The sequence below is a fragment of the Saccharopolyspora oryzae genome, from assembly GCF_027853915.1.
GTDB lineage: Bacteria > Actinomycetota > Actinomycetes > Mycobacteriales > Pseudonocardiaceae > Saccharopolyspora > Saccharopolyspora oryzae.
Window position 1 is genome coordinate 1 of sequence record NZ_JAQGLA010000004.1, and the last position, 17,972, is coordinate 17,972.

General features: G+C 69.3%; 20 protein-coding genes. 18 read left to right on the plus strand and 2 right to left on the minus strand.

Translation table 11 applies throughout. The features are described from left to right. The 6 genes from OU415_RS03805 to OU415_RS03830 all read left to right on the plus strand — a co-directional run. On the plus strand, positions 1–213 hold a 213-nt coding region (locus OU415_RS03805; RefSeq protein WP_270947122.1), incomplete at its 5' end, for an acyl-CoA dehydrogenase family protein. Next, a complete protein-coding gene (locus tag OU415_RS03810; RefSeq protein WP_270947123.1) occupies positions 195–347 on the plus strand; it encodes a hypothetical protein in 153 nt (50 codons plus the stop codon). The genes OU415_RS03805 and OU415_RS03810, both read left to right, overlap by 19 nt. A gap of 10 nt (positions 348–357) precedes the next feature. Then, complete coding sequence (locus tag OU415_RS03815; RefSeq protein ID WP_270947124.1) at positions 358–873, plus strand: dienelactone hydrolase family protein; 516 nt, start codon at positions 358–360, stop codon at positions 871–873. 95 nt (positions 874–968) lie between these two features. After that, entirely contained in the window at positions 969–2,351 is a 1,383-nt protein-coding gene (locus OU415_RS03820; RefSeq protein WP_270947125.1) for an MFS transporter, read from the plus strand. Positions 2,352–2,652: 301 nt separating this feature from the next. Then, entirely contained in the window at positions 2,653–3,369 is a 717-nt protein-coding gene (locus OU415_RS03825) for a hypothetical protein (protein ID WP_270947126.1), read from the plus strand. A 314-nt stretch (positions 3,370–3,683) separates the two neighbouring features. Continuing rightward, positions 3,684–4,697, plus strand: coding sequence for a hypothetical protein (locus OU415_RS03830; RefSeq protein WP_270947127.1), 1,014 nt, complete (start codon positions 3,684–3,686; stop codon positions 4,695–4,697). 37 nt (positions 4,698–4,734) lie between these two features. On the opposite strand, the gene OU415_RS03835 is transcribed toward OU415_RS03830, so the two are convergent. Then, on the minus strand, positions 4,735–5,316 hold the full coding sequence (locus tag OU415_RS03835; protein WP_270947128.1) for a TetR/AcrR family transcriptional regulator: 582 nt from the start codon (positions 5,314–5,316) through the stop codon (positions 4,735–4,737). A gap of 227 nt (positions 5,317–5,543) precedes the next feature. Between OU415_RS03835 and OU415_RS03840 the strand changes: the two genes are divergently transcribed. From OU415_RS03840 to OU415_RS03870, 7 genes are read left to right on the plus strand one after another with little or no spacing between them, the layout of a single operon-like run. Next, a complete protein-coding gene (locus tag OU415_RS03840) occupies positions 5,544–6,086 on the plus strand; it encodes a VOC family protein (protein WP_270947129.1) in 543 nt (180 codons plus the stop codon). Then, complete coding sequence (locus OU415_RS03845) at positions 6,083–6,889, plus strand: mycofactocin-coupled SDR family oxidoreductase (RefSeq protein ID WP_270947130.1); 807 nt, start codon at positions 6,083–6,085, stop codon at positions 6,887–6,889. Before OU415_RS03840 ends, OU415_RS03845 begins: the two co-directional genes overlap by 4 nt. A 20-nt stretch (positions 6,890–6,909) precedes the next feature. Next, positions 6,910–8,136 (plus strand): DegT/DnrJ/EryC1/StrS family aminotransferase, encoded by a 1,227-nt coding sequence (locus OU415_RS03850; RefSeq protein ID WP_270947131.1) that lies wholly within the window; start codon positions 6,910–6,912, stop codon positions 8,134–8,136. A gap of 6 nt (positions 8,137–8,142) precedes the next feature. Beyond that, complete coding sequence (locus OU415_RS03855; RefSeq protein ID WP_270947132.1) at positions 8,143–9,108, plus strand: TIGR03621 family F420-dependent LLM class oxidoreductase; 966 nt, start codon at positions 8,143–8,145, stop codon at positions 9,106–9,108. A 35-nt stretch (positions 9,109–9,143) separates the two neighbouring features. After that, positions 9,144–10,472, plus strand: coding sequence for an MFS transporter (locus tag OU415_RS03860; RefSeq protein WP_270947133.1), 1,329 nt, complete (start codon positions 9,144–9,146; stop codon positions 10,470–10,472). A 9-nt stretch (positions 10,473–10,481) separates the two neighbouring features. After that, on the plus strand, positions 10,482–10,697 hold the full coding sequence (locus OU415_RS03865; protein WP_270947134.1) for a hypothetical protein: 216 nt from the start codon (positions 10,482–10,484) through the stop codon (positions 10,695–10,697). A 21-nt stretch (positions 10,698–10,718) separates the two neighbouring features. After that, on the plus strand, positions 10,719–11,642 hold the full coding sequence (locus tag OU415_RS03870) for an aldo/keto reductase (RefSeq protein WP_270947135.1): 924 nt from the start codon (positions 10,719–10,721) through the stop codon (positions 11,640–11,642). 10 nt (positions 11,643–11,652) lie between these two features. Here OU415_RS03870 and OU415_RS03875 read toward each other — a convergent pair whose 3' ends face one another. After that, positions 11,653–12,408 (minus strand): SDR family NAD(P)-dependent oxidoreductase, encoded by a 756-nt coding sequence (locus tag OU415_RS03875; protein ID WP_270947136.1) that lies wholly within the window; start codon positions 12,406–12,408, stop codon positions 11,653–11,655. Between the two features lie 191 nt (positions 12,409–12,599). Here OU415_RS03875 and OU415_RS03880 point away from each other — a divergent pair, with 191 nt between their 5' ends. The 5 genes from OU415_RS03880 to dmpG are packed head-to-tail and all read left to right on the plus strand — an operon-like array spanning position 12,600 to position 17,970. Then, entirely contained in the window at positions 12,600–13,541 is a 942-nt protein-coding gene (locus OU415_RS03880; RefSeq protein ID WP_270947137.1) for an alpha/beta hydrolase, read from the plus strand. Continuing rightward, positions 13,538–15,148 (plus strand): flavin-containing monooxygenase, encoded by a 1,611-nt coding sequence (locus tag OU415_RS03885; RefSeq protein ID WP_270947138.1) that lies wholly within the window; start codon positions 13,538–13,540, stop codon positions 15,146–15,148. Before OU415_RS03880 ends, OU415_RS03885 begins: the two co-directional genes overlap by 4 nt. A 58-nt stretch (positions 15,149–15,206) precedes the next feature. Then, entirely contained in the window at positions 15,207–16,031 is an 825-nt protein-coding gene (locus tag OU415_RS03890; RefSeq protein ID WP_270947139.1) for a 2-keto-4-pentenoate hydratase, read from the plus strand. Continuing rightward, a complete protein-coding gene (locus OU415_RS03895; RefSeq protein ID WP_270947140.1) occupies positions 16,028–16,966 on the plus strand; it encodes an acetaldehyde dehydrogenase (acetylating) in 939 nt (312 codons plus the stop codon). Before OU415_RS03890 ends, OU415_RS03895 begins: the two co-directional genes overlap by 4 nt. Next, positions 16,963–17,970 carry a 4-hydroxy-2-oxovalerate aldolase gene (gene dmpG, locus OU415_RS03900; protein WP_270947141.1) on the plus strand — a complete coding sequence of 336 codons (1,008 nt, stop codon included), beginning with the start codon at positions 16,963–16,965 and terminating at the stop codon, positions 17,968–17,970. Before OU415_RS03895 ends, dmpG begins: the two co-directional genes overlap by 4 nt. Positions 17,971–17,972: the final 2 nt, after the last annotated feature.

Here is a 17,972-nt window from a genome sequence, read left to right on the forward strand (position 1 = left end):
CTGGCCTCCGAGTACTGCGCCGAGGTCACCGAGGACGCCTTCCGGATCCATGGTGGCTACGGCTACTCCAAGGAGTACGAGATCGAACGCCTCATGCGCGAAGCACCGTTCTTGCTCATCGGCGAAGCGCCGACCGGCGCTCCGGGGTCGACCTGTTCACCCCGAACTTCGGGCTCCTGGCCGAATCGCTGGACATGCCCTACGCGCTGGTGAACAAGGCGGACGCGTTCGCCGAAGCCTTCGCCAAGGCGGTGGCCGAACACCGCCCGTTCCTGATCGAGGTCGACGTCACCGCGCTCGAACCGACGCCGTCGCCGTTCGTGCCGCCGGTCCACGTGCCCAGCTGAGAAGGACCCGATGTCTGCTGACCACCACCACGCCCACGGACCCGCCAACCGCGGTCGCCGGGTGCTGCGCACCGCCGCACCGCTGTTCGTCCGGTTCCCGAGCACCCGGCCGCGCACCGCCGTCGTCGTGCTGCACGACGCCTACGGCCTGACCGAACCGATCGAGGACTGCTGCCGGGCGCTGGCCGGCCGGGGGCACGTCGCGGTCGCCCCCTACCTGTACTACGAGACCGGCGGCAAGGAGTTCCGCCCCGACAACGAGCACACCGCGCAAGCAGCCCTGTCCCTGCTGGCGGCCGACGACCTGGCCGCCGACATCGCCGGAGCCCTCGACCACCTCACCACCCGGCTGGGCATCCCGACCACCGCCACCGGGGTGCTCGGGGTCGGCGCCACCGGATACCTCGCGACGTGGGCCGCCACCGAGCACCAGCTCGCCGGCGCGGTCGAGTGCGACCCGCTCGACGGAATCCCCGCTGCAGAACCCGGCCGCGCGATCAGGTCCCTCGAAACCCGGATGCCCTGACCACCACGCCGCACCGACCGTTCCCCACCCGGCGGCGCGCCCGCCGCAATCACCGGCCACCCCCATGGCCTGCGTTTCCCAACGAGGAGGGACGCATGAGAGTCACGGCCCCCGATCACGCCGTCCAGCAACACATCGCCGCCCGCCTGGAACGTCTCCCGATGTCGCGCTGGCACATCAGCGTCCGGCTGATCATCGGCGTCGTCACGTTCTTCGAAGCATTCGACCAACTGCTCATCGCCTTCTCGCTGCCCGACATCACCCGCGAGTGGGGGCTGTCGACGGCCGGCGCCACCACCGCGCTCACCGTCGGCTCGATCGGCATGCTGCTCGGCGCACTGGCGTCCGGCTGGCTGGCCGACCGGGTGGGCCGCGTCCGGATGATCATGCTGTGCCTGGTGATCACCGCGCTCGGCAACCTGGGCATGGCGCTGAGCCCGGCGTTCCTGCCGTTCCTGATCCTGCGGTTCGTGCAGGGCCTGGCCATCGGCGGTGAGGTGCCGATCGCCGCGTCCTACATCGCCGAGCTCAGCCGGGCCAAGCGCCGCGGCCGCTTCGTGCTGATGTACGAGGTGGTGTTCCCGGCCGGGCTCACCGTCGGCTCGCTGATGTCGGCGTGGATCGTGCCGAACTGGGGTTGGCGGGCGCTGTTCCTGCTCGCCGCGGTGCCCGGCCTGGCCGCGTTCTTCCTGCAGCGCCGGGTGCCGGAATCACCGCGCTGGCTGGCCTCCCGCGGCAGGAACGCCGAGGCGCTGGAGGTGATGGAGCAGATCGAGGGGAACGTCCGCCGCTCCACGGGCCAGGACCTCCCGGAGCCGGCACCCGTCCCCTCCGCTGTCGGCGCGGAATCCACCAGCACCAGCAGCGTGCGCGACCTGTTCACCGGCCGCTACCGGCGCCGCACCCTGGTGGTCTGGACGATCTGGTTCGTCGGCTACCTGGCCAACTACGGGCTCACCTCCTGGCTGCCGACGCTGTACAAGCAGGTGTTCCACCTGCCGACCGGCACCGCGCTCTGGTACAGCACGTCGGCGTCGATGGCGGGTCTGGCGGGCTGCATCCTCGCCGCGCTGACCATCGACCGGCTGGGCCGCCGGAAGGTGCTGGCCATCGGCCTGGGCGGAACCACGGTCGCGATGGGCTTCCTCGCGGTCCTCGGTGCGAACTCCGCCGGACAGCTCGCGCTGTTCTCCGCGTTCGCGGCGATGTTCAGCTTCGCGGCCAACATCAGCCTCTACCTCTACACCCCGGAGCTCTACCCGACCCGGAGCCGCGCGCTCGGCTGCAGCCTTGGCGGAGTCCTCAACAGGCTGGGCATCATCACCGGCCCGATCCTGGTCGCAGTGGTCTACGCGGGCGGCACGGAGCTCACCCCGGTCTTCCTCCTGATCGGAGCGATCACCTTGGTCGGCACCATCGTCGCAGCAGCCTTCGCCGAGGAGACGAAGGGCCGAACCCTCGAAGAACTCTCCCCGTGACCTGACGACAGAGGGCCTTCGCAGGTCAAAACCTGAGAAGGCCCTCTTAGGCTCTTCGTGCCGAGGAGGACGGACAGGGAATCCTCGCGGAGAAGGGAGGTCCCGAGCCCGACCACACCCGAACTCTCGCAGCAGCCCTGACCCTGCGCGAGCTCGCGATCTAGACGCTGACGGTTTCGGGCGTCGCCCGAAGCCAGTTCCAGGAAACCAGCAGAACTACTCATAGGGGCATGAGCGCGAAATCGATAACGTCTGCTGCATGGTCCCGTTACCGAGGGTTGTGACTGCCGTTTGTGCGGTCTTGTTGCTGGCCTCTTGCGGTGCTGAGCACGCGGAGACCGACCGGCAGTCCAGGACGTTGGCCGATGCGATCAGCTATCCGCGGCAGGCGGACGCCGCCGGGTTCGCCCGTGCGGCGCTAGCGACCACCCTGGGCAGGTCCGGTGATTTCAGCGTGCTGGAGGCCGAGGACTTGGACCACGAAGGTCCGCAGGAACCGATGGCGCACCTGGTCTGGCGGATTCATCGCGATGCGCGTTATGAAGGCTGGTCCAGGATCGAGGCGATCGACGCCTGCTACAGCGTCGAATTCACCGGCGACGGGGTCTCGTCCGGGCCCTCTCGGATCACCTGCCCGGACAACGCCATCGCGATCACGCCGCCACCCCTGCCCAAGCGGGACATCCCGTCGGAGTTCAGCCCGGCCTTGCAGGCAACCCTCGACGAACTGCCCGCGACGCCCACCGAAGCGGACGTGCGCGCCGCACTGGCCGCCGGCATGCCAGCCCCGCCGGTCGACCCGGAAACTCAACTCGCCGGTATAGCGCCAGAGGTCTTCGTACAGGTCAGGGGTTCTGACGTCGGCGTGGCGCTGTTCGCCCGCATCGGCGTCGAGGAGAAGGACTGCATGATGGGCCGCCGCGTCGGCGGGGTCGTCGAAGTGTGGTCGCTCAACTGGCGCGACCTGGGGCCGAGGGAGAAGCCGTGCACTGCCGACGCTGCACTGGCCGGATATTAGGGCTCCCAGTCGGCTCAAGATCAGCCGCGGCCGCATCGCGGATTCCGCCCGTGGATCCCCAGCACTCGCGGCAGCCCTGACCCTCCGAGACCTCGTCATCTGGACATCGCCGGGTTTAGGTCAGCTGGTCACTGCCTGTCGTCGTTCCAGCTAATTGTGCGGAGTTGGCAAGTCGTAGATCGTTCAGCATTGCGCGATTACTGATCGGCTTGCGCGCCATCGCCGAACTGTGGATACGGATTGTCGCACCACTGGGCTAGAATCCCCAAGCTGAGTTTGGCTTCGCGGCTTGAACGTCCGACTGGGGAGAAGGCGTGGACGAGTCTGACGACGAAGAGAACAAGGCCTCGGACCGCATTCGAAACGAACTGAGCGGAGAGGCTGGGTCTGTCGTCCAGATCGGCAAGGCGGGGAGCGTCACCTTCAACCATGCTTCGTCGTCCGCTGACTCCGCCAAACAGGGCAATGACGACGAGCGAGCAGACCAGCAGAGCAGTGGATGTTTGTTCATTGCTGCTCTTGCCGCGGTGGCGGTGATCTGGTTCCTGTTTTCTCAGTGTGGCAGTGGTCAGGATGTTCCGGAGGAGAGTGACCCGTGGCCGCAAGGGGTCAGCAGCGGTGCGTTGATGAATGCGGCGAGGGAAGCTGTCCATACTTGCTCTGAGGCTGTAGTGCTCGCTCCAGCCAACTGCCCGCAGGCTCACCAAGATGTTTCCAGTGTGCAGAACGTCAGGTGGGTTCTTCGTGGTGACCCCATGGACGGCGCGCACATCGCATATCGCGATGATCTCTTCTACGTTTACGGCAATGCGGTGATGACGGTGTCCTACCAGTACCAGTGGGGTGACCCCAAGTTTGCCGTGGAGATCGTTCCGTTCCTCGTCAAGCTGTCTTCTGATGGTTCTCGCCTGGTCAGCCTGGAAGGGCTGAATGACGATCCTCCAGAGCCGATCGTCAAGCGAAGGCCCGAAGTTTCGGACGAGCGAGTCGCGTCTGCCCTGCGCGGCGCTTTTGCTGACTGTGCGGCGACCTCTCAGCCCGCGATGCCACCGACGTGTCCCGTCGACACGGCCGTCGTGCCTGGTAGCCCACCTGTTCATTGGTCCTTCGATGGGGACCCTGCGCTCAACACGAGACAGACATTCGATCAGAACTCCGGATTGATCACTGTGGTGGGAAGTTATGCCGCCACGGCAAGGTATTCTGACCTGATAACCGATGACGCTTCGAGGACTAGCAGTGGTTACTACCGGGCCAGTTTGGTGGTCGAATCCGGGGAACTGAAAGTGCTGCAGATCGAGGGGTGCGCCACGGACTGCAGTGGGTAGACCAATGCCTTGAATCAGTCTGCCCGTGCGGCCCCGGCTAGGTGGCGAAGCCGTCGAGGAAGATCGTTAGGCAGTCTCTGGTGAGGTCTTCTGTTGTGTAGGCGTCTTCGGGGTGGCGCCATTTGATGGAGAGCCAGACCGCGTCTCGGATGAAGCGGTGGAAGACCTTGGTGGGGACGTCTTCGCGGAAGACCCCGGTTCGCTTGCCGTCGTTGATCGTTTCCAGCCAGATCTGCTGGGCTTCGTCGGCCAGCTTCTTGGCGTCCCGGTAGTCGGGATCATCGCGGAGGTTGGGCAGTTCGTTCTGGTAGACGACTGTGGCGTGCGGGCTTTCCTCTGCGGTGCGCAGCGACACTTCCACGATGGCGCGCAGTCGCGCGCGCGGGTCGAGCTCGCGGGGTGCGGCCTCGTCGTAGCGGGCCTTCAGCTGCTCCAGATAGGTGGTGACCACCTCGCGCACGATGGCGCTCTTCGACGGGAAGTAGTGGTACAGCGCGCCGGACTGCACCCCGACCCGGGCAGCGATCTGGCGCACGGTGGTGGATGCGACGCCCTTGTCGGCGAACAGCTCGGCGGAGGCGTGCAGGATGTCGGTCCGGCGGAGCTCGACAGCGGTCATCCACGTCCTCCCGGGCGTTGAGCGCTTGCTCAATCGAGCCTAGGGTCCCGGCCGCGCCGCGGTCAACCAGTTCGGTGCGGCAGAGGCGAAAACACCTGGCTTTAGGCCGTTTTCGCCGATCGGTCAAGGGGTGGTCCGGAACTCAGGTCGAGTATTGACCAAGCGCTCGTTAGGGAGTAATACTGCCTCCCGTCGGTCCAGCGGTGGGCCGGGACGGGAGGCCGGCGGTGTCGGTGTCTGACCGCAGCGATCCCCTGGGCCGGCGCTTCTCGCTGGGCGATCTGCACCACGTCGGCGTCGTCGTGCCCGACATCGAGCAGGCGGCTGCTGACGTCGAGCGGATCTACGGCATGTCGGTCGCGGTCTTCGACGAAACCCGGTTCACCTGCCGGATCCGCGGTGTCGAGCAGACCTCGGTGCAGCGGATCGGGCTCACCGCAGGGCCGCCGCCGCACCTCGAACTGCTCCGCGAGGTGCCCGGGTCCGAGATCTGGACGCCCGCACCCGGAATCCACCACCTGGGCTTCGTGGTCGACGACCTGGCGAGCGCGGCGAGCGAGTGGGAGCAGGCGGGGGCGCCGGTGTGGATGGCCGGGGTCCAGCGCGGGACCTGCCCGGCGGGCGCCACCTACCACCGCGATCCGCTGGGGCAGGTGTTCGAACTGCTGGACCGGGCGCTCGCCGACTCGATGGCCCGCCGGATCGACCACAGTGGACCGACGACTGAAAGTGCTTCGACGGAGCGGAACGTGCACGGAAGGAAGGCGTGAAGGTGAAACTAGCGGGCAAGGTCGCGTTCATCACGGGAGCCGCGCAGGGGCAGGGCCGGAGCCACGCCGTGCGGCTGGCCGCCGAGGGCGCCGACATCATCGCGCTCGACATCTGCGAACAGCTCGACTGCGTGGCCTACGAGATGGGCGACGAGGCCGGGCTCGAGGAGACGGTCCGGCAGGTCGAAGCCCAAGGGCGCCGGATCCACGCGGCCAAAGCCGACGTCCGCGACCTGAAGGCCGTCGAAGACGTGGTCGCCGAAGGCGTGCGGAAGTTCGGGCGGCTGGACGTCGTCGCCGCCAACGCCTCGATCTGCACGGTGCAACCGCACGACGAGCTGACCAGCGAGGTCTGGCAGACGACGCTCGACGTCAACCTGACCGGTGTGTGGCACACCTGCTCCGCCGCCATCCCGCACCTGGTCGACGCCGGTGGCGGCAGCATCGTCATCACCGGATCCACCGGCAGCGTCGTCGGCCTGCCGTTCTACCTGCCCTACGTGGCCAGCAAGCACGCGCTGATCGGGGTGTGCCGGTCCCTCGCGCTGGAACTGGCCGACCGCAACATCCGCGTGAACGTCGTGCTGCCGACCGGCGTGGACACCGCCCAGGGGCAGTCCAAGGTGCTGCCCGAGCTGCTGGAAGGACGGCCGGACCTCGGGCCGGTGTTCATGAACAGCCTGCCGGTCACCCGCATCGAGTCCGTCGACGTCAGCAACGCCCTGTCGTTCCTCGCCTCCGACGAGGCCCGCTACATCACCGGCATCGCGATGCCCGTCGACGCCGGCTCCACCATCCGCTGAGCCCGAGCAGAGGAGAACCCATGAGCCCCCGTGTTGTCTACGCCCGCAGCGTGCACGACGACGCCGAGATCAACGCCTGCCTCGAGGTCCTGCGCGGCGGGCCGTTCGGCCTGAAGATCGGCAAGAACGTCGCGGAGATGGAGCGCACCGTCGCCGAGCTCTACGGCAAGCGGCTCGGCGTGATGTGCAACTCCGGATCGTCGGCGATCTACCTGGCGCTGGAGCTGCTCGACCTGCCCAGGGGAGCGGAGGTGATCACCTCGCCGCTGACCTTCTCCACCGACGTCGCGCCCATCGTGCGCGGCGGCTGGATCCCGGTGTTCGCCGACGTGGAGCCGGACACCTACAACGTGGACGCGGGCAAGATCGAGGAGCTGATCACCGACCGGACGAAGGCGATCCTGATCCCCAACCTGGCCGGGAACGCGCCGGACTGGGACGTCATCCGGGACATCGCCGACCGCCACGACCTGAAGGTGATCGAGGACTCCTGCGACTGCATCGGCACGACGCTGCGCGGCACCAAGACCGGCAGCCGGTCGGACATCACGGTCACCAGCTTCGCGATGGCGCACATCGTCACCTGCGCCGGCAACGGCGGCATGGTGTGCCTGGACGACGAGCTGCTGCGGGACAAGGCGCTGATGCTGCGGCGGTGGGGGCGGCGGTCGGAACCGCACCTGTTCGGCTCGGCCAACACCGGGCGGGTGTTCCGCGAAGACCTCGACGGGGTCGCCTACGACAACGACTTCATCTTCGACGTGCTGCCGTGGAACTTCGAACCGTCCGAGCTCGGCGCCGCGTTCGGCCTGCAGCAGCTGAAGAAGCTCGACGCGAACTTCGCCCGCCGCGCGGAGATCTTCGAGGCCTTCAACGGGGCCTTCGGCAGCTATCCCGCGCTGTTCTCGCTGCCGCGCCAGCTGCCGGATTGGCACACCGCCTGGCTGTGCTACCCGGTGATGGTGCGCCCCGACGCCGGGTTCGCGCGCAGCGACCTGCAGGAATCGCTCGAAGCGGCGGGCATCGACACGCGCACGGTGTGGAGCGGCAACATCGCCCGGCACCCGATGATGCGGGGCGTCGAGCACCGGGTTCCCGAGGGCGGACTGCCCAACGCCGACGCCGTGTTCGAGCGCGGCATGTCGCTGGGGATGAGCCACGGCACCACAGCCGAGGAGCTCGACCACGTGGTGGCCAGCATCCACGCCTTCGCATCGCGCTTCGCGCCTGCCGGCCAGCTGAGATGACCGCCGATGTCGAGGAAACCCATCAAGACCGCGCTCTACGCGCCACCGCTCGGGCGTGATGCGGCGGCGTGGCGGGAAGAGCTGCGCCGGCTGGACGACAGCGGGCTGACCGCGGTGTCGGTGTCCGACCACTTCATGGTCGGGCGGGTGGATCCGGTCGCCGCGCTGGCCGCCATCGCGATGAGCACCCGGCGGCTGCGGGTCATGGCTCTGGTGCTGTGCAACGACTACCGGCATCCGGTGATCACCCACCACGCGGCGGCCAGCGTCGACGTGCTCTCCGGCGGACGGCTGGACCTCGGCCTGGGCGCCGGTTACCTGGAGGCCGAGTACGCCGCGGCCGGGCTGCCCTACGACCCGCCGGGGCAGCGCGTCGACCGGCTGGCCGAGTCGGTCGAGGTCATCAAAGCGCTGTTCGCCGACGGCCCGGTGCACCACGAAGGCGCGGCCTACGCGGTGACCGGGCTGACCGGGACCCCGGCACCGGTGCAGACCCCGCACCCGCCGCTGCTGATCGGCGGCGGCGGGAAGCGGATGCTCGCGATGGCTGGGCAGCACGCGCAGATCGCCGGGATCCACTCGAACCTGCGGCACGGCTCCGCCTACAACGCGGCCGTCATCGAGGACATGCTGCCGGACCGGATGGCGCGCAAGATCGCCTGGGTCCGCGAGGCGGCGGAACGCGCTGGCCGCGATCCCGACCAGCTGGACTACCTGTCGATCACCTGGACCTGCCGGGTGGTGGACAGCCCGCGCCGGACCGATGCCGCGCTGGCCGAGGTGTGCCGGGCCTACGGCGTCGATCCGGCGGTCGGGCGGCAGTCGACGGGCCTGCTGGTCGGGACCGTCGAGCAGTGCGTCGAACAGCTCCTGCACCGCCAGGACGAATTGGGGCTGAACTACGTCGACTTCGGGGCCGCGAACGCCACCGAGGTCGCACCGCTGGTCGCAGCATTGTCCTCTGTGGACTGAATCCCCGAAGAAGCCCTTTGACAACGGAGTCGAAGATGTCCGAAACCGCCGTGCGAAGATCACCCGACCACGCCGTGCTGCGCAAGGTCGCGCTGTCCGGCCTGCTGGGCACCGTCATCGAGTACTACGACTTCCTGCTCTACGGAACGCTGGCCGCCATCGTGTTCGGCCAGTTGTTCTTCCCCGGATCCGACCCGGTGGTCGGCACCATCGCCTCGTTCGGCACCCTCGCGGTCGGCTACGTCGCCCGGCCCGTCGGCGGGATCGTCTTCGGGCACTTCGGCGACCGGATGGGCCGCAAGTCGATGCTCGTGCTCACCATGACGATGATGGGTCTGGCGAGCGTGCTGATCGGCCTGCTGCCGACCTACGGCTCGATCGGGGCGTGGGCCCCGGTCCTGCTCGTGCTGTGCCGGATCGTGCAGGGCGTGGCCATCGGCGGCGAGTGGGCCGGTGCGACGCTGATGGTCGTCGAGCACGCCGACGCCAAGCGCCGGGGGCTGTGGAACGGCCTGCTGCAGATGGGGTCGCCGCTGGGCTCGGTGCTCTCGACGATCGCGGTCGCACTGGTGACCAGGCTGCCCGAGGACCAGCTGATGTCCTGGGGTTGGCGAGTGCCGTTCCTGTTCAGCGCGGTGCTGCTCGGCATCGGGCTGTACGTGCGGATCAGCATCACCGAGAGCCCGCTGTTCGAGCAGTCGCGAGCCGCCGCGGACAAGCCGAAGGTCCCGCTGGTCGAGGTGCTGCGCAATCCCGGCACCTTCCTCCTCGCCAGCGCCGTCGGCATCGGCCCGTTCGCGCTGACCGCGCTGATCAGCACCTTCATGATCACCTACGGCAAGTCCATCGGGTACGCCACCGCCGACGTGGTGACCGGAGTGCTGATCACCGCCCTGCTGGGGCTGGTGGCCATTCCGCTGTTCTCCCTGCTGTCGGACCACCTCGGCCGCCGGACCGTGGTGGTGGGCGGCGCGGCGGGGATCGTGCTGCTGGCGTTCCCGATGTACGCACTGGTCAACACGAAGGTGGTGGCCCTGCTGTTCGCCGGCATGCTGCTGGGGCAGCTGATCCAGAACGCGATGTACGCGCCGCTCGGCCCGCTGCTGTCGGAGATGTTCGGCACCAACGTCCGCTACACCGGCGTCTCGCTCGGCTACCAGATGGGCGCGCTCATCGGTGGCGGCTTCACACCGCTGCTCGCCAGCAGCGTGTTCACCATCTCGGGTGCGCCGTCGAGCACGCCGCTGGCCGTGCTGGCCGGTGCTTGCGGCCTCGTGACGCTGCTGGCCATCTGGCGGACCGGTGAGACCCGCGGTCGCGACCTGGCCGCTGCGGTCGAGACGCGCACCCCGGTCTCGAGCTGAGGAGATGGGATGACGCGAACCGGCGACTCCGAGATCGACCGGCGGATGATCGAGTCCTCCGTATTCTCGGAGGCGGACGGGTTCGCCTACGGCGAGCACGCGGTGCAGGTCCACATCCGGACCGACCTGTTCAGCACCGGGATCGGCATCGGCGGGCCGGTGGTGGAGCTGGACCACGTGTTCACCGGTCCCGGTCGGGAGCGAAACCCGTTCAACTCGCTCTGATCGACTACTTGGAGGTTTTCGTTGGAGACCCGACGACTCGGTGGTGATGGCCCTGCTCTGTCGGTGGTGGGCCTGGGCTGCAACAACTTCGGGATGAAGCTGGACCAGCAGGCCAGCGCCGAGGTGATCGGTGCGGCCCTGGACGCGGGGATCACCCACCTCGACACCGCGGAGATGTACGGGGAGGGGCGTTCCGAGGAGTACATCGGAGCTGCGCTGGGGGCCCGACGCGACGAGGTCGTGATCGCCACGAAGTTCCTGCCCCGTCCCCAGGACGAGCCTTACGCGCCCGGGGCGCTGCGCAAGCGCATCCTCGACGCGTGCGAGGGGAGCCTGCGCCGGCTCCGCACCGACCGGATCGACCTGTACTACCAGCACTACCCGGACCCGGAGGCGCCGGTGGACGAGGCGCTGGAGACCCTCGACGAGCTCGTCCAGCACGGCAAGGTGCTGCACATCGCCTCGTCCAACGTCAGCGCGGAGCAGATCGCGACGGCGGCGAACGTGTCCGCCGAGCGTTCGCTGCCCCGCTTCTGCGGCACCCAGATCGAGTGGAACCTGCTCTCGCGCGAGGTCGAGCAGAGCATCGTTCCCGCGGCGCGGGACAACGGGCTCGGCGTCGTCCCGTACTTCCCGCTGGCGTCCGGGATGCTCACCGGCAAGTACCGCCGGGGCAGCGACTTCCCGGCGGGCTCGCGGTTCGACGCGATGTCGTACTTCGCCGACAGGTTCGCCAACGACGAGAGCTTCGACCGGGTCGAAGCGCTGACCGCGTTCGCCGAGGAGCGCGGGCACTCGATCCTCGAGCTGGCCGTGGCGTGGCTGGCCGCGCAGGACGGCGTCGCGTCGGTGATCACGGGTGCGACCACGCCGGACCAGGCGCGTGCCAACGCTGCCGCCGCGAACTGGACGCTGACCTCGGCGGACCTCACCGCCCTGCCCTGATCGGCAGTGGTCAGACGCCGAAGCCGCCGTCCACGTCGAGCTTCTGACCGGTGATGAACTTCGCCCGGTCCGAGGCCAGGAAGCAGGCGGCTTCGGCGATGTCCGCTGCGCTGCCGAAGGTGCGCAGCGGGATGTTTCGCCTGGTCACCTCCAGCGCGCGTTCGTCCAGGTCGCCGTTGGCCATCAGGTCGGCGGCCATGCCGTCGGTCAGCATGCCGGGGCCGACGCAGTTCACGCGGACGCCGAACCGGCCTTCCTCGGCCGCGAACGCCCGAGCCGTCGCTTCGACGGCGCCCTTCGGACCTGCGGACAGGCCGTCGCGGACCGGGTAGCGGTGGGTGGCCGCGGTGGTGATCGCGACGATCGACCCCTTGCTGGCGCGCAGTGCGGGGAGCGCGGCGTGCACGAGGTTGAAGAACGCTTCGGCTTCGGAGGTGAGGTGGTCGGCGAAGGCCGCGGGTTCGACCTTGGAGAGGTGGACCTGCCGGACCAGGGGACCGGCCGCGTGCACGAGGGTGTGGATCGCGCCGAAGCGCTCGACGACACCGTTCACGTAGGCCGCGCACTGCCCGGCGTCGGTCAGATCGAGCTCGCCCGCCGCCGCGCCGAGCTCTCCGGCCAGGGCCTCGGCCGCGCGCCGGTCGCTGCGGTAGGTCAGCGCGATCCGGGAGCCGCGTTCGGCGAGCAGCCGGCAGATCGCGCTGCCGAGCCCGCCGGTACCGCCGGTCACCACCGCCACGCCGGGTTTGTCCTGGAAGTCCTCCACGGTCGTCCTCCTTCGAAAGCCGCCGCTCCTGCTGGTGTTCGGCGTCCACTGACCGGGAAGCGGTCTCGCCCCGCCGGTTCCCGGCGTGTATGGTCCCACAGCACCAAGCGCTTGCTAGGTATCAGAAGTCGTTGCACCGCCCGGGATTTCGCCCCGGACGCGGATCGAAGGTGCTGGCGAGGAGGGCGATCGTGTTCGACGAAGAGGTCGCGGCGGTCATCCAGTCGCTCGACGCGGGTTTTCCGCGGGTCGAGGAGATGACCGGGGCCGAAGCGCGTGCCGCCATCGCGGCGCGGCGGCAACCGCCGACCAACCTGGACGCCGTGGCGAAGACCGAAGACCGCGAGATCCCCGGGCCCGGCGGTGCGATCCCGGTCCGCCTGTACTTCCCGCACCACGACGCGGACGAACCGTTGCCGGTGGTCGTCTTCTGCCACGGCGGCGGCTTCGTGTTCTGCGACATCGAGTCGCACGACGGGTTCTGCCGCGACCTGTCGGCGCGGACCGAGGCGGTGGTGATCTCGGTGGACTACCGGCTGGCACCCGAGCACAAGGCGCCCGCCGCTGCTCAAGACGCCTACGCCGCACTGACCTGGGCCGCCGAGCACGCCCGTGAGCTCGGGGGAGACCCGGACCGGCTGGTGATCGCCGGCGACAGCGCAGGCGGCAACCTCGCGGCCGGCGCCTGCCTGGTGGCCAGGGACACCGGCGGCCCCGAAGTGGCTGCTCAAGTGCTGATCTACCCCGCGCTCGACCCGGCCTGCGACACCGCGAGCTACCGCGACTACGGCACCGGGTACGGCAACACCAAGGCCGCCATGCAGTGGTACTGGCGCCAGTACCTGCCGGAGGACGGCCAGATCGAGCCCCGGTACCAGGTCGAACCGCTGGCCGCCGACACGTTCCGCGACCTGCCGCCCGCCATCGTCGTGACCGCCGGCCTGGACCCGCTCTCCGACGAAGGCCGGGCCTACGCGACGGCGCTGGCCCGGGACGGGGTGCCGGTGACGCACCGGCACTACCCGGGCCTGTTCCACGGATTCCTGACCATCATGCCGCTGCAGGCCGGGCGATCGGCCCGCGACCTGCTGTGGCACGACCTGCGCGCAGCTACGAAGCGAGGGACATCATGACCACCGGAGCTCACAGGGTGCGCGACGTCCTGGTCGTCGGAGCCGGATTCGCCGGCCTCTACGGCGTGCACGCGTTCCGCGAAGCCGGACTCGACGTCGTCTGCCTCGAAGCGGGCGAGGACATCGGCGGCACCTGGTTCTTCAACCGGTACCCGGGCGCCCGCTGCGATGTGGAGAGCATCGACTACTCGTACTCCTTCGACGAGGACCTGCAGAACGACTGGGTGTGGAGCGAGCGCTACGCGACCCAGCCGGAGATCCTCGCCTACATCCGCCACGTGGCCGACCGCTTCGGCCTGCGCCAGCACGTCCAGCTGGAGAAGCGGGTCACGGCCGCGCACTTCGACGAGCCGACCTCGCGCTGGACGGTGCGCACCGAGGACGGCGACGAGCACGTCGCGCGGTACCTCGTGTTCGCCACCGGATCCCTCTCGGCGCCGAACAAGCCGGACATCCCCGGCGCCGATTCCTTCGCCGGTGAAACGTACTTCACCGCGCGCTGGCCGGAACCGGGCCCATCGCTGGAGGGCAAGCGCGTCGGCATCATCGGCACCGGCTCGTCGGCGATCCAGTCGGTGCCGATCCTGGCCGAGCAGGCCCGCTCGCTCACCGTCTTCCAGCGCACGCCGAACTACAGCGTGCCCGCGCTGAACCGGGACCTCACCGAAGAGGAACAGCGCCGGATCCGCGCGGAATACCCCGAGCGGCGGCGGAAATCGCGCCTGAGCGGCGGCGGTTCGATGCACGAGCCCTACCCGAAACCGGCGCTGGAGTGCACTCCGGACGAGCGCGAGGCAGCGCTGGAGGCCGGTTGGCGCAACGGTGGTGTGCTGTTCGGCAAGACCTTCCCCGACCAGTTCACCAACAGCGCGTCCAACGACTTCGCCCGCGAGTTCGCCGCCCGCAAGGTCCGGGAGATCGTCGAGGACCCGCGCACCGCCGAAGACCTGATCCCCACCGACCACCCCATCGGCACCAAGCGGATCTGCACCGATTCCGGGTACTTCGAGACGTTCAACCGGGACGAGGTCTCGCTGGTCAACCTGCGCCGGGACCCCATCCAGCGGATCACCGCCGCGGGCATCGAGACCAGCGCCGGGTTCCACGAGCTGGACGTGCTGGTCTACGCCACCGGGTTCGACGCGATGACCGGGGCGCTGATGCGCGTCGACATCACCGGCCCGCTCGGCGACCGGATCCAGGACTCGTGGGCGGAGGGACCGGTGACCTACCTCGGCGTGCAGATCCCGGGATTCCCCAACCTGTTCACCGTCAACGGCCCGGGCTCGCCGTCGGTGCTGGCCAACATGGTGCTGACCGCGGAGCAGCAGGTCGACTGGCTCGTCGAGCTGATCCGGCACGCCGACAGCACCGGGGCCGCCCAGGTCGAGGTGCGCGACGACGCCGCGGTCAAGTGGACCGAGCACGTCCAGCAGGCCGCGGACGCCACGCTGTTCCCGAGGGCCAACTCCTGGTACCTGGGCGCGAACATCGAGGGCAAGCCGCGACGGTTCATGCCGTACGTGGCCGGGCTCGGCGCTTACCGCAAGCGCTGCGACGCGATCAGGGACGACGGCTACGAGGGGTTCGTCTTCACCTCGCGCTGAGTCCTGAACAGCGGGACTTGCGCTGGGGATGCCCGGCCAAGCGTGCGAACGTGGCGGCGTGCTTGCATCGACAGCCGGTTCCGGGAATTCCAAAGACCTTTCGATCGCGGACGCGGTCGCCCGCCTCAGCGGGGCCGAGCGGACGGGAACGCCCGCGGCACCGGTGCGGGACGTGCTCGGCGACACCGACATCGCCCTCGCCTACGCCGTGCAGCAGGAGCTCGTGCGGCAGCGGGAGGACAGGGGAGCGGTGCCGGTGGGCCGCAAGATCGGCCTGACCTCGCCCGCGGTCCAGCGGCAGATGGGCGTCGACCAGCCCGACTTCGGGGTGCTCTTCGCCGACATGGACGTCTCCGGCCGGGCCGAGATCCCGTCCGGTCGGCTGCTGCAGCCGAGGGTCGAAGCCGAGATCGCCTTCGTGCTGGCCGAAGACCTGGCCGACGGCGAGCTGGACGCGGCGCAGGTGCGCGCCGCGGTGGACCACGCGGTGCCGGCGCTGGAGATCGTCGACAGCCGGATCACCGGGTGGGACATCGCGATCACCGACACCATCGCCGACAACGCCTCCAGCGGGCTGTTCGTGCTGGCCGACCGGCGGCTCCCGCTCGACGAGTTCGAGCCGCGGGACACCACCATGCGGCTCTACGCCGACGACGAGCTGGTCTCGGAGGGCAGCGGGGCCGCGTGCCTGGGCGATCCGCTCGCCGCGCTCGCCTGGCTGGCCCGGACGGCGCGGTCCTTCGGCGACCCGTTGCGAGCAGGGCAGATCGTGCTCTCCGGGGCGCTGGGGCCGCTGGTCCCGGCGAAACCGGGAATGCGCTTCCGCGCCGAAATCGACCCGCTCGGCGAGGTCACCACCACGTTCTCCGAGGGAAGCGAATGAAGAAGACGAAGGTCGCCATCATCGGCTCGGGCAACATCGGCACCGACCTGATGATCAAGGTGCTGCGGACGTCCGAAACCCTGGGCATGGGCGCGATGGTCGGGATCGACCCCGATTCCGACGGGCTCGCCCGGGCCGTGCGGCTCGGCGTGCCGACCACCGCCGACGGCGTGGACGGGCTGATCGCGCTGCCGGGCTTCGACGAGATCGACATCGTGCTCGACGCGACCTCGGCCAAGGCGCACATCGCCAACGCCGCGAAGCTCGCCCCGTTCGGCAAGAAGCTGATCGATCTCACCCCGGCCGCAGTCGGCCCGTTCGTCGTGCCACCGGTCAACCTCGACGAGCACCTCGGCGAGGACAACCTCAACATGGTCACCTGCGGCGGGCAGGCCACGATTCCCGTGGTGGCCGCGGTGTCGGCGGTGACCCCGGTGCACTACGCCGAGATCGTCGCCTCCATCGCGTCGAAGTCCGCAGGTCCGGGCACCCGGGCCAACATCGACGAGTTCACCGAGACGACCTCGCACGCCATCGAGTCGGTCGGCGGCGCCGCCCGCGGCAAGGCGATCATCGTGCTCAACCCGGCCGAACCACCGCTGATCATGCGCGACACGGTGTTCTGCCTCATCGGCGACGCCGACCAGGACGCCGTCCGCTCCTCGATCGAGGAGATGGTCAAGCAGGTCGCCGAGTACGTGCCCGGCTACCGGCTCAAGCAGCGGGTGCAGTTCACGCCGATCGGCGAAGGCGAACCGGTGCACACCCTGGTGCCCGCCGGCGCCGGGCCGGTCACCACCCGGGTCGCGGTGTTCCTCGAGGTGGAGGGCGCCGCGCACTACTTGCCCGCTTACGCCGGGAACCTCGACATCATGACCTCGGCCGCCCTGCGCGTCGCCGAGACCCTCGCCAGCGCACCGGAGGCCGCTCGATGAACCTCTACATCCAGGACGTCACGCTCCGGGACGGCATGCACGCGATCCGGCACCGCATCGACCCGGCGGACGTCGGCCGCATCGTGGCCGCCCTGGACGCCGCCGGGGTCGACGCCATCGAGGTCGCCCACGGCGACGGCCTCGCCGGCGGGTCGGTCAACTACGGGCCGGGCAGCCACACCGACTGGGAATGGCTGGAAGCCGCGGCCGACAACATCAGCAACGCCGTGCTCACCACGCTGCTGCTGCCCGGGATCGGCACCGTCGCCGAGCTCGACCGGGCCTGGGACCTCGGCGTCCGGTCGGTGCGGATCGCCACCCACTGCACCGAGGCCGACGTCTCCGCGCAGCACATCGCGAAGGCCCGCGAGCTGGGCATGGACGTGTCGGGCTTCCTCATGATGAGCCACATGAGCCCGGCGGCCGAGCTCGCCGCGCAGGCCAAGCTGATGGAGTCCTACGGCGCGCACTGCGTGTACGTCACGGACTCGGGCGGTCGGCTCACCACGGGCGGGGTCCGGGACCGGATCCGCGCTTACCGGGAGGTCCTCGACCCGGCCACCCAGATCGGCATCCACGCGCACGAGAACCTCTCGCTGTCGGTGGCCAACAGCATCGCCGCGATCGAAGAGGGCGCCATCCGCGTCGACGCTTCGCTGGCCGGGCAGGGCGCTGGGGCCGGGAACTGCCCGATCGAGCCGTTCATCGCGGTCGCCGAGCTGGAGGGCTGGCAGCACGGGTGCGACCTGTTCGCGCTGCAGGACGCCGCCGACGACCTGGTCCGGCCGCTGCGCGACCGTCCCGTGCAGGTCGACCGGGAGACCCTCACCCTCGGCTACGCCGGTGCGTACTCGTCGTTCCTCCGCCACGCGGAGAGCGCCGCCGAGCAGTACGGGGTGGACGCGCGCAGCCTGCTGCTCGAAGTCGGGCGGCGAGGGCTGGTCGGCGGTCAGGAGGACATGATCGTCGACATCGCGCTGGACCTGACGGCCCGCAGCGCGTGACC